Source organism: Amycolatopsis sp. NPDC028719, from assembly GCF_055565395.1.
This window is the reverse complement of record NZ_JBVHUL010000003.1, coordinates 533,683-547,130: the sequence shown is the minus strand read 5'-3', so window position 1 is coordinate 547,130 and position 13,448 is coordinate 533,683. Positions and strand designations below refer to the sequence as shown.

General features: G+C 74.6%; 1 protein-coding gene. It reads left to right on the top strand.

What is annotated here, in order from left to right; all coding sequences use genetic code 11:
* The first annotated feature begins 4 nt into the window (after positions 1 to 4).
* Positions 5 to 13,438, top strand: a complete 13,434-nt coding sequence (locus ACZ4TR_RS16235) for a type I polyketide synthase (protein WP_465287764.1) — start codon at positions 5 to 7, stop codon at positions 13,436 to 13,438.
* Positions 13,439 to 13,448 lie beyond the last annotated feature (10 nt).

Sequence of the window (13,448 nt, the reverse complement as noted above, 5' to 3'; positions counted from 1 at the left end):
CCTGGTGGCACTGTCTTCGGACAAGGACAAGGTCGTCGAAGCGCTCCGGGCGTCCTTGCGGGACAACAAGCGGCTGCGCGAGCAGAACGACCGGCTCGCGGCCGCCTCCAGGGAACCGATCGCCGTCGTCGCGATGAGCTGCCGCTTCCCCGGCGGCGTCAGCTCGCCCGAACAGCTGTGGGACCTCCTGCGCGACGGCACCGACGCCATCGGGAGCTTCCCCACCGACCGGAACTGGACCGCCGACGAGCTCGCCGGCAGCGACACCGCCGAGGGCGGGTTCCTCGACAAGGCCGGTGACTTCGACCCCGGCTTCTTCGGCATCTCGCCGCGCGAAGCCCTCGCCATGGACCCGCAGCAGCGGCTGCTCCTCGAAGTCTCCTGGGAGACCTTCGAACGCGCGGGGCTGGACCGGACCGCGCTGCAAGCCAGTGACACCGGCGTCTTCATCGGCTGCAGCAACCAGGCCTACGGCTCCACCGCCCTCGACGACCTGCCCGACGAGGTCCGCGGCCACCTGCTCACCGGCAGCGCCGTGTCCGTCGCGTCGGGCCGGATCGCCTACACCTTCGGCCTCGAAGGCCCCACCGTCACCGTCGACACCGCCTGCTCGTCGTCGCTCGTCGCGCTGCACCTCGCCGTGCAGGCGCTGCGCGCGGGGGAGTGCTCGATGGCGCTCGCCGGCGGTGTCACCGTGATGGCCACGCCCGCCGTCTTCGTCGAGTTCACCAGCCAGGGCGGGGTTTCCGCGTCCGGGCGGTGCCAGTCGTTCGCCGACGCCGCCGACGGGACCGGCTGGGGCGAGGGCGCCGGGATCCTGCTCGTCGAACGGCTGTCCGACGCCCGCAAGAACGGCCACCCGGTGCTCGCCGTCCTGCGCGGGTCCGCGGTCAACTCCGACGGCGCGTCCAACGGCCTCACCGCCCCCAACGGCCTTTCGCAGCAACGCGTCATCCGCGCCGCGCTCGCCAACGCCGGCCTCAAACCGTCCGAAGTGGACGCAGTCGAGGCGCACGGCACCGGCACGACGCTGGGCGACCCGATCGAGGCGCAGGCCCTGCTCGCCACCTACGGCCGAGACCGCGAGCACCCACTCCGGCTCGGCTCGATCAAGTCCAACATCGGGCACACCCAGGCCGCCGCCGGTGTGGCCGGCGTGATGAAGATGATCCTGGCCCTGCGCCACGGCGAACTGCCCCGCACGCTGCACGTCACCGAGCCGTCCACCCAGGTCGACTGGACGCGCGGCGCGGTCGAGCTGCTGACCGAGCACACCGCCTGGCCCGAGACGGGCGCGCCCCGCCGGGCCGGGGTTTCGTCGTTCGGCGTCGGCGGCACCAACGCCCACGTCGTCCTCGAATCCGCTGAGCCCGTGCCCGCGCCGGAAGAAACCGAGGCGCCGCAAGGCCCGACGACCTGGGTGCTGTCCGCCCGCACCGCCGAGGCCCTGCGGGAGCAGGCCGGCCTGCTGCGCAAGCACGTCACGGAAGAGCACCGGCCGGGCGACGTCGGCCTGTCGCTGGCCACCGCCCGCACCGCCTGGGAACACCGTGCCGCCGTGGTCGGCCGCACGGTCGAGGACCTGGTCCGCGGCCTCGACGCGGTCGCGGACGCGACGCCGTCGGCCGAGGTCGTCCGGGGTCTCGCCGTGCCGCCGGGCAAGACGGCCTTCGTCTTCCCCGGCCAGGGCGCGCAGTGGGCCGGGATGGCGGTCGGCCTTCTCGACGAGCCCGTCTTCGCGGCGCGGATCGCGGAGTGCGCCGCCGCGCTGGCTCCCCACGTGGACTGGACCCTCACCGATGTCCTGGGGGACGCCGACGCCCTGGCCCGGGTCGACGTCGTGCAGCCGGCGTCCTGGGCCGTGATGGTCTCGCTCGCCGCGCTCTGGCAGTCGGCGGGCGTGCGGCCCGGCGCCGTCGTCGGGCACTCCCAGGGCGAGATCGCCGCCGCGGTCGTCGCCGGTGGACTGTCCCTTGAGGACGGTGCCCGCGTGGTCGCGTTGCGCAGCAAGCTCATCGCCGAGGTCCTCGCCGGAAAGGGCGGGATGGCTTCGGTCGCCTTGTCCCTGGCGGATGTCACCGCCCGGCTGGACGGCCGGATCAGTGTCGCGGCGGTCAACGGCCCGGGCTCGGTCGTGCTCTCCGGCGAGCCGGAAGCGCTCGACGAGCTGGTCGAAACCTGTGTGGCCGAAGGCATCCGCGCCCGCCGCATCCCGGTGGACTACGCCTCGCACTCCGCGCACGTGGAGGCGATCGAGGACGCCCTGCTCGCCGCGCTCGCCCCGATCACGCCGCGCACTTCCGGCATCCCGCTGCACTCCTCGGTGCTCGGCGAGCGAGTCGACACCGCAACGCTGGACGCCGCCTACTGGTACCGGAACCTGCGCCGGACGGTCCGGTTCGACACGGCCGTGCGCGGCCTCGCCGAGGCGGGGTTCACCACGTTCGTCGAGGTGAGCGCCCATCCCGTGCTCGCCGCCGCCGTCGAGGAGACCCTGGACGGGCCGGTCGTCGTCGGGTCGCTGCGCCGTGGGGAAGGCGGCTTGCCGCGCTTCCTGACGTCGCTCGCCGAACTGTGGAGCCGGGGTGCCCCGGTCGACTGGGCCGGGCTCTTCCCCGGCGCGCGGCGCGTGGACCTGCCCACCTACCCCTTCCAGCGCGAACGCTACTGGCTGACCGCCGCCGAGAAGGCCGCGGGCGCGGCCGACGACCAGTTCTGGTCCGCCGTGGACAGTGGTGACGCCGAAGGGCTCGCCGCCTCGCTCGACGTCGACGCGACCGCGCTCACCGACGTCCTGCCGGCGCTCGCCCAGTGGCACAAGCGCCGCACCGAGCAGTCCGTTGTGGACACTTGGCGGTACCGGATCGCCTGGCGACCCTCGACTCCGTCCGAAGCGGACTTCAAGGGACGGTGGCTGGTCGTCGCCCCCGCCGGATACCCGGCCGGCAACCTCGTCGAGGGCTTGGCCGCGCACGGCGCCGAGCCGGTCCTGCTGACCGTCGAGCCCGGTGCGGACCTTCCCGAGCTGCCCACCGAAGGGGTCACCGGCGTCTTGTCGTTGCTCGCCTTCGCCGAAGACGGCCTCTACGCCACCATCGAGCTGGTCCGGGCCGTGACCGCGCCACTGTGGCTGCTGACCCGTGGTGCCGTCTCCACCGGCCGCTCCGACCGGCTGACCAGTCCGGAGCAGGCGCAGATCTGGGGCATGGGCCGCGTCGTGGGCCTGGAACACCCGGACCGCTGGGGCGGCCTGATCGACCTGCCCGAAACCCTCGACGAGCGCGCGGTCGGCCGCTTGACCCAGGTGCTCGCCGACGCGGGCGAGGACCAGGTCGCGATCCGCGCGTCCGGAGCGCTGGTCCGCCGCCTGGTCCCGGCGCCGCTCGGCAGCACGCGGCCCGCACGCGAGTGGCGGACGAGCGGAACCGCGCTGGTCACCGGCGGCACCGGCGCGCTCGGCGCGCACGTGGCCCGCTGGCTGGCGGCCGCGGGGGCCGAGCACCTCGTCCTCACGAGCCGCCGTGGTCTCGACGCGGACGGCGCCGCCGAGCTGCGCGACGAGCTGACGGCGCTCGGCGTCGAGGTCACCATCGCCGCCTGCGACGTCGCCGACCGGGATGCCCTGGCCGCCCTGCTCGCCGGCATCGAGCCCCGCACCGTCGTGCACGCGGCCGGGGTGGGCCGCTCGGCCGCCCTTGTCGACACCGACCGCGCCGAAGTCGCCGACACGCTGCGCGCGAAGGTGCAGGGCGCCGCCAACCTCGACGAACTGCTCCCCGGGGATCTCGACGCGTTCGTCCTGTTCTCCTCCAACGCCGGGGTCTGGGGCGGCGGTGGCCAGGCCGCGTACGCCGCGGCCAACGCGGCCCTCGACGCGCTGGCGCAGCACCGCCGGGACCGCGGCCTCGCCGCGACTTCCGTCGCGTGGGGCGCGTGGGCCGGCGCGGGCATGACCGGCGACGGCTCCGGGGAGCAGCTGCGCCGCCGCGGCATCCGCGCGATGGATCCCGCGCTCGCGCTCACCGTGCTGGGCCAGGCACTCGACGCGGACGAGCCGTTCCTGTCCGTGGCGGACATGGACTGGGCCCGGTTCGCCCCGGCCTTCACCGCGGCCCGCCCGCGGCCCCTGCTCGACGAGCTGCCCGAGGTCCGCGACGCGCTCACGGCGGTACCTGCCGAGGCCGATTCTTCGTGGGCCCAACGGCTTTCCGGCCTGCCCGAGGCCGCCCGCGCGGAGGTGCTGCTCGACCTCGTGCGGGCCGAGACCGCCGCCGTCCTGGGCTACCCCGGGCCGGGTTCGGTCGAGCCGGACCGGGCCTTCCGCGACCTGGGCGTCGACTCCCTGATCGCCCTCGAAGTGCGCAACCGGCTCGTCGCGGCGACCGGGCTCAAGCTGCCCGCCGTCGTGCTCTTCGACCACCCGGACCCGCGGCGGCTCGCCGCGCTGCTGGGGCACCGGCTGCTCGACGCCGGCCCCGTGGCGGCCGAGCGGCCGGTGTCCCGGGTGGACTCCGACGAGCCGATCGCCATCGTGTCGATGGCGTGCCGCCTGCCCGGCGGCGTGCGGTCGCCGGAAGACCTGTGGGACCTGGTTTCCGCGGGCGCGGAGGGCCTGTCGGCCTTCCCGGTGAACCGAGGCTGGGACCCCAGCGTGGTCGGCGGGGTGGGCGGGTTCGTCCACGACGCCGACGAGTTCGACGCCGCTTTCTTCGGGATTTCACCGCGGGAAGCCCTCGCCATGGATCCGCAGCAGCGGCTGCTGCTGGAGAGCGCGTGGGAGGTCTTCGAGCGCGCCGGGATCGACCCGCGTTCGCTGCGCGGCAGCGCGGCCGGGGTGTTCGTCGGCTGCGGCACCCAGGGCTACGCGACCGGCCACACCGAGGCGGCGGAAGAGGTCGAAGGCCACCTGCTCACCGGCAACGCCGGCGCGGTCGTGTCCGGCCGGGTGTCCTATGTGCTCGGTCTCGAAGGCCCCGCGGTGACCGTCGACACGGCGTGCTCGTCCTCGCTGGTGGCGCTGCACCTGGCCGCCCAGTCGGTCCGCTCCGGCGAGTCGTCGATGGCGGTCGCCGGCGGCGTCACGGTGATGGCGACGCCCGGTGCGTTCCAGGAGTTCGCCAAGCAGGGCGGCCTGGCCGGCGACGGCCGGTGCAAGTCCTTCGCCGAGGCGGCGGACGGCACCGGCTGGGGCGAGGGCGTCGCGCTCGTGCTGGTCGAGCGCCTGTCGGACGCGCGCCGGCTCGGCCACCCGGTGCTCGCGCTGCTGCGCGGCTCGGCGATGAACCAGGACGGCGCGTCGAACGGCCTGAGCGCGCCGAACGGCCCGTCGCAGCAACGCGTGATCCGCGCCGCACTGGCGAACGCGGGGCTGGCACCGTCCGATGTGGACGCCGTCGAGGCGCACGGCACCGGCACGACGCTGGGCGACCCGATCGAGGCGCAGGCCCTGCTGGAAACCTACGGTCAGCACCGGGACCGGCCGTTGTGGCTCGGCTCGGTGAAGTCCAACCTCGGCCACACGCAGGCCGCGGCGGGCGCGGTCGGCGTGCTCAAGATGGTCCTCGCCCTGCGCGGGGAAACGCTGCCGAAGACACTGCACGCCGACCGGCCGTCGGAGCGGGTCGACTGGTCGGCGGGCGAGGTGCGGCTGCTGACGGAGGCTCAGGACTGGCCGGCGGGCGATCGGCCGCGCCGCGCGGGGGTGTCGTCGTTCGGCGTCAGCGGGACCAACGCGCACGTGATCTTGGAGGAGCCGCCCGCGGTTCCGGCTGTCCACAGTTCGCCGGAGACCGGCGTCGTGCCGTGGGTGCTCTCCGGCCGGACCGAACAGGCGGTGCGGGACGCAGTCCGCGGGCTGCCCGACGGCGACCCGGTCGACATCGCGCTCGCGCTGGCCGCGCGGTCGGCCTTCGAGTACCGGACCGTGGTGGTGGGAGACGGTCGCGATGACCTGCTCGCCGGGCTCGGCGCGACGACCCCGGTGCTCGCGGAGCCGGGCAAGACGGCGTTCCTCTTCTCCGGCCAGGGTTCGCAGCGCGTCGGGATGGGTGCGGAGCTGTACGAGCGGTTCCCGTTGTTCGCGGACGCGTTCGACGCGATCTGTGCGCTGGTCGACACGGAGCTGGACCGGCCGCTGCGAGAGGTCGTCTTCGGCGACGCTTCGCTGTTGGACGAGACGGAATATACGCAGCCCGCGTTGTTCGCGGTCGAGGTGGCGTTGTTCCGGCTGCTGGAGTCGTGGGGCGTGGTCCCGGACCACGTCGCCGGGCACTCGATCGGTGAGATCGCCGCGGCGCACGTCGCCGGCGTGCTGTCCCTCGAGGACGCTTGCACGCTGGTGAGTGCCCGGGCGGGCTTGATGCAGGCGCTGCCCACGGGCGGCGCGATGCTGGCGGTGCAGGCGACCGAGGCCGAGGTCTCGGCGGTCCTGAGCGACGGTGTGGGGTTGGCCGCGGTGAACGGCCCCGACGCCGTGGTGGTGTCCGGCGAAGCCAGTGCGGTGGATCAGATCCAGGCACACTTCACCGGGCTGGGCCGGAAGGTCCGGCGGCTCACGGTGTCGCACGCATTCCACTCCGCGCTGATGGACCCGATGCTGGACGACTTCGCGCGCGTCGCCGGTTCGTTGACCTTCAGCGCACCGAAGATCCCGCTGGTGTCCACTGTGTCCGGACAGCTCGCCGGTGCCGAGATGCTGACGCCGGAGTACTGGGTGCGCCAGGTCCGCGAGCCGGTCCGGTTCGCGGACGCGTCCGCCGCGCTCGCCGAACTGGGCGTCACGCGGGGTCTCGAACTCGGACCCGACGGCGTGCTCTCCGCATTGGCCGCGTTCCCATCACTTCCGTTGCTGCGCAAGGACCGCGGCGAGTACCCGAGCCTGCTCGCCGCGCTGGGAGCCGCGCACACGCGGGGCCACACCGTCGACTGGCGGGCCGTCCTGCACGCGTCGCACCCCGGGCGTTCCGCCGGCGCCGTCACCCTGCCGACGTACCCGTTCCAGCGCACGCGCTTCTGGCTGGAGACCGCTCGTCCAGCGCCGGACGAGCGGTTCTGGGCGGCAGTCGAGAGCGGTGACCTCGAAGCCTTGTCGGCCTGGCGCGAACGCGGCCAGTCGCCGGCCGGCCAGTACGAAGTCACCTGGACCCCCGTCGGTACCGGCGAGACCGAGCTGGACGGCCGATGGCTCGCGGTGGTTCCCGCCGGGACGGGCCCGCACCTTCTCGACGACGTCCTCGAAGTCACCCCCGCGGACGATCGTGCCTCCCTCGCCGAGCGCCTGCGCGGCCGGGACCTCGACGGCGTTCTGTCCACGTTGGACGTGGAAGGCCAGCTCGCGTTGGTCCAGGCCCTCGGTGACGCCGAGATCGACGCGCCCCTGTGGTACGTCACCCGGGGTGCGGTCGCCGCGGCCGAAGGTGACGTGCCCGATCCGGCGCAGGCGATGGTCTGGGGGCTCGGGCGCACCGTCGCGCTGGAGCACCCGCACCGCTGGGGCGGTCTCGTCGACCTGCCCGCCGACCCGGACGCGGAGACGCTTGGCCGGCTCCGGACGATCCTCTCCGGCGTGACCGGCGAAGACCAGGTCGCCCTGCGCGGGTCGCAGGTCCTGGCCCGCCGGCTCGTCCGGCGCACCCCGCGCCCGGCGACGCCGTGGCAGCCCAGCGGCACGGTGCTGGTCACCGGCGGCACCGGCGCCCTCGGCCGGCACGTCGCGCGCTGGCTGGCCGGGGCCGGGGCCGAACGCCTCGTCCTGACCAGCCGCCGCGGTCCCGACGCCCCCGGCGCCCACGACCTCGAAGCCGAGCTGGCCGGACTCGGCGTCCGCGTCGACGTCCTGGCCTGCGACGTCACCGACCGCGCCGCGCTCGAAGCGACCCTCGAGTCCGTCGGCGCACTCACCGCCGTCGTGCACACCGCCGGCGTCCTGGCCGACGGCGTCCTCGAAGCCCTCACCCCGGACCGCCTGGCCGAGGTCGTCGACGCGAAGGCCGTCTCCGCCCGGCACCTGCACGAACTCACCGCCGGGCTCGACGCGTTCGTCCTCTTCTCCTCCTGCGCCGGCACCTTCGGCGCGGCCGGGCAGGGCAACTACGCCGCCGCCAACGCGTACCTCGACGCCCTCGCCGAGCAGCGACGTGCGCAAGGCCTGGCGGCGACCTCGATCGCCTGGGGACCCTGGGCCGACGGCGGGATGGCCGCCGCGGCCGCCGCCGAGGAGCATCTGGGCCGCACCGGGCTCGCCCCGCTGCGGCCCGGCCGGGCGATCGCCGCGCTGGCGGCAGCGGTCGACGGCGGTGCGGCGGCCGTCACCGTCGCCGACGTCGACTGGGAGCGGTTCGCCGCCGCGCTCACCGCGCACCGCCCGAGCCCGCTCATCGCCGGCCTGCCCGAGGTGCGGCAGCTCGCGCCGGCGACCGCGGGCCGGCTCGACCTCGCCGGACTGTCCACGACGGACGCCGACCGGCTGCTGCTCAAGCTGGTGCGCGAGCAGGTCGCCTTCGCCCTCGGCCACCGCTCGGCCGACGACGTCGCGGCCGGCCGCACCTTCAAGGAACTCGGCTTCGACTCGCTGACCGCCGTCGAGCTGCGCAACCGCCTCGACACCGCCACCGGGCTGCGGCTCCCCGCCACCCTCGCGTTCGACTACCCGACGGCGACGGCGCTTGCGGCGTACCTGCGCACCGAGCTGCTGGGGAAGGCCGAGGCCGAACAGGCGGCGGTCGTGCCGACCACCGACGAGCCCATCGCCATCGTCGGCATGAGCTGCCGGTTCCCCGGCGGGGTGCGGAACCCGGACGAGCTCTGGGCCCTGCTCGCCGAGGGCCGCGACGCGGTCACGGAGTTCCCCGCCGACCGCGGCTGGGACACCGACGCGCTCTACGACCCCGACCCCGACCACGCCGGGACGACCTACGTGCGCGAAGGCGGCTTCCTGGCCGGCGCCGACCAGTTCGACGCCGAGTTCTTCGGGATTTCGCCGCGCGAGGCCCTGGCCATGGATCCGCAGCAGCGGCTGCTGCTGGAGGCCTCCTGGGAAGCCCTGGAACAGGCGGGCATCGACCCGCTGACCGTGCGCGGCGCCCCGGTCGGGGTGTTCGCCGGGACCAACGGGCAGGACTACACCGCGGCGCTGCACTTCGGCGAGGAGAGCGTCGACGGCTATCTCGCCACCGGCAGCGCGGGCAGTGTCCTTTCCGGACGGATCGCCTACGAGCTCGGGCTGGAGGGGCCGGCGATGACCGTCGACACGGCGTGCTCGTCGTCGCTGGTCGCGCTGCACCTGGCCGCCCAGTCGCTGCGGGCGGGCGAATGCTCGCTGGCGCTGGCCGGCGGCGTCACGATCATGTCGACCCCCGGCCTGTTCGTCGAGTTCAGCCGCCAGCGCGGCCTCGCCGCCGACGGCCGGTGCAAGGCCTTCGCCGACGAGGCGGACGGCACCGGCTGGGGCGAAGGCGTCGGCGTCGTCCTCGTCGAACGGCTGTCCGACGCGCGCCGCAACGGTCACCCGGTGCTCGCGGTCGTCCGCGGCAGCGCGGTCAACCAGGACGGCGCGTCGAACGGCCTGACCGCCCCGAACGGCCCGTCCCAGCAGCGGGTGATCCGTGCGGCACTGGCGAACGCGGGCCTGACGCCGTCCGATGTGGACGCCGTCGAGGCCCACGGCACGGGCACGACGCTGGGTGACCCGATCGAAGCGCAGGCCCTGCTGGCGACCTACGGCCGGGACCGCGCCGCGCAAGAGCCGCTGTGGCTGGGCTCGATCAAGTCGAACGTCGGGCACACGCAGGCCGCGGCCGGCGTCGCCGGGGTCATCAAGATGGTCCTGGCCCTGCGCCACGGCGTGCTGCCCGCGACCCTGCACGTCGGCGAGCCCTCGCGGCACGTCGACTGGGCCGGCGGCGCCGTGTCCCTGCTGACCGAGCCGCGGCCGTGGCCCGAGCGCGAAGGACCGCGCCGCGCCGGGATCTCGTCGTTCGGCGTCAGCGGCACGAACGCGCACATCATCGTGGAGCAGGTCCCGGAGCGCCCCAATGTGGCCTTGGTTGCGTCAGACGCACCGAAGGCGGCCTTGGGTGCGTCAGACGCACCGAAGGCCACATTGGGGCGCTTGGTGCCCTGGGTCGTGTCGGGCCGGTCGGAAGCCGCGGTCCGGGACCGGGCCGCCGCGCTGGCCGAGGTGGACGGGAGCGTCGAGGAGATCGGCTGGTCGCTGGTCAGCACCCGGTCCCAGTTCGAGCACCGCGCGGTCGTCCTCGATGATCACCGCGCCGGCGTCCGCGAACTGACTGCCGCCGTCACCGGAACCGCCGGGGCCTCGGGGGAGACGGTGTTCGTCTTCCCCGGCCAAGGCGCGCAGTGGGCCGGGATGGCGCTCGGGCTGCTCGACGAGCCGGTCTTCGCGCAGCGGCTCGCCGAATGCGCGGAAGCGCTGGCCCCGCACGTCGGCTGGTCGCTGACCGACGTTCTCGGCGACGCGGAAGCCCTGAAGAGGGTCGACGTCGTGCAACCCGCGTCCTGGGCCGTGATGGTGTCCCTGGCCGCGCTCTGGCGCGCCCACGGGATCGAGCCCGACGCCGTCGCCGGGCACTCCCAAGGGGAGATCGCCGCCGCGGTGGTCGCGGGCGGACTGTCCCTCGAGGACGGTGCGAAGGTCGTCGCGCTGCGCAGCAAGGCGATCGCTGCCGGGCTCGCCGGGCAGGGCGGCATGGCCTCGATCGCGCTCGACGCCGGCCGCGTCGCGGACCTGCTGCCGGACGGGGTTGCGATCGCGGCCTACAACAGCCCGGCCTCCACGGTCGTCTGCGGCGACCCCGCCGCCTTGGACGAGCTGATCGCCCAGTGCGCGGAAAATGACATCCGCGCCCGGCGCATCCCCGTCGACTACGCCTCCCACTCGGTCTACGTCGAAGGCATCCGCGACGAACTGCACGAAGTCCTGGCGGGCCTGAACCCCCGCACGGGCGACGTCCCGTTCTACTCCGCGGTGACGGCCGAGCCGGTCGACACCGCGACCCTGGACGCCGGGTACTGGTACCGGAACCTCCGAGAGCCGGTCCGCTTCCTCGACACGACCCGGGTCCTCCTCGAGCGGGGACACCGGTTCTTCGTCGAGGTCAGCCCGCACCCGGTGCTGCTGTCCGCGATCCAGGAGACCCTCGACGACACCCCGGGCGTCGTCGTCGGGACGTTGCGCCGCGGCGAAGGCGGCCCGCGCCGCTTCCTGACCTCGGTCGCCGAGCTGTGGACGCAGGGGCACGACGTCGACTGGCGGACGTTCGTCCCCGAGACACGCACGGTCGGCCTGCCCACCTACCCGTTCCAGCACCGGCGCTTCTGGCCGAAGCGCGCTCAGGTCGTGACGACCGGCGACCCGGCCGACGACCGGTTCTGGGCCGCGGTGGAACGCGAGGACCTGGCGTCGATCGCGGACACCCTGGCCGTCGCGCCGGAACCCCTCGGCGACGTCTTGCCCGCGCTCGCGTCCTGGCGGCGCACCCGCCTGGAGAAATCCACTGTGGACGGCTGGCGCTACCGCATCACCTGGAAGCCCCTCGCCACGGAAGAGAAGCCCCTGACCGGCGCTTGGCTGGTCGTGACGCCGGAAGGCGGCGACCACGCGTGGATCGACGCGGCGCGGCAGGCCGTCGAGGACGCGGGAGCGACCGCGGTCCCGCTCACCGTCGGGGCCACCGAGCGGGCCGCGCTCGGCAAGCGCCTGGTCGATCTCGCGCCGGTGGACGGCGTGCTCTCCCTGCTGGCCCTCGACGCGGCCGGGGACGCGGTGCTCCCGCGCGGCGTCGCGAACACGCTGCTGCTGACCCAGGCGCTCGGCGACGCCGGGATCACCGCCCCGCTGTGGCTCGCCACGGCGGGCGCGGTCGCCACCGGCCGGGCCGACACCGTGACCGACGCCGCGCAGTCCCAGATCTGGGGCCTCGGCCGGGTCACCGGCCTGGAGCACGCCGACCGCTGGGGCGGCCTGGTCGACCTGCCGGACACGGCGACCGAGCGTGACCGGCAGCGGCTGGCCGGGATCCTGGCCGCGGCGGGCGACGAGGACCAGGTCGCCGTCCGCGCGTCCGGGGTGCTCACCCGCCGCCTGGTCCCGGCCCCGCTCGGCGACGCCGCCCCGGCCCGCGACTGGCGGCCGGACGGCACCGTGCTGATCACCGGCGGCACCGGCGCGCTGGGCGCCCACGTCGCCCGGTGGCTCGCCGGCCGCGGCGCGCGGCGTCTGGTGCTCACGAGCAGGCGAGGCGAGGCGGCGCCCGGCGCGGCCGAACTCCGCGAGGAGCTGACCGCGCTCGGCGCGACCACGACGATCGCCGCCTGCGACGTCGCCGACCGCGCGTCCCTGAAAACGCTGCTCGACGAACTGGGCGAGCCCGTCCGGGCCGTCTTCCACGCGGCCGGGGTCGTGCAGGGCACCGCGCTCGACGACACCGACCTGGCCGAGTTCGCCGAAGTCGTGTCGGCCAAGGTCGCCGGCGCCACGCACCTCGACGAGCTCCTGGACGACCTCGACGCGTTCGTGCTGTTCTCCTCCAACGCCGGCGTCTGGGGCAGCGGCGGGCAAGGCGCGTACGCGGCGGGTAACGCCTTCCTCGACGCGCTCGCCCAGCGCCGCCGGGACCGCGGGCTCACGGCGACCTCGGTCGCGTGGGGTGCCTGGCAGGGCGCGGGCATGGCGGGCGACAACGACGCCGAGGAACACCTGCGCCGCCGGGGCGTCGGGGCGATGCCGCCGGAGCGGGCGCTGCTCGCCCTGGGCCAGGCGATCGATCGCGACGAAACCGTCCTCACCGTCGCCGACGTCGACTGGGAGCGGTTCGTGCGGGGCTTCACCGCCGCGCGGCCGCGGCCGCTGCTCGACGACCTCCCCGCCGTCCGCCGGGCCCTCGAGGCGCGGCCGGCCGAGGCCGAGCCGGCGGACTTCGCGGGCCGGCTGACCGGCCTGCCGCCGGTCGAGCAGGAGCGGGTCGTCCTCGACCACGTCCGCGACGCCATCGCCCGGGTGCTCGGGCACGCGAGCGCCGGGGAGATCGATGCGCATCGGCCGTTCAAGGAGATCGGCTTCGACTCCCTGACCGCGGTGGAGCTGCGCAACCGCCTGCGCACGGCGACCGGGCTCAAGCTGCCCGCCACCCTCGTCTTCGACCACCCGACGCCGTCGGCGCTGGCCGGGTTCCTGCTCTCGGCGCTGGTCGGCGAGGAACTATCGGTCCTGGGGGAGCTGGACCGGATCGAGGCGCTGGTTTCAGGGGTTTCCCCAGACGATGACGCCTTTGGTCAAATCACCAGCCGACTTCAGACCATGCTGAACAAGCTGGGAGAAGCCCGGGCGTCCGACGGCCGTCCCCGGGCCGCCCAGCAGCTCGAAGGCGCGACGGACGACGAAATTTTCGACTTCATCCACCGGGAGCTCGGCAGGTCGTGACGGCCCGCGC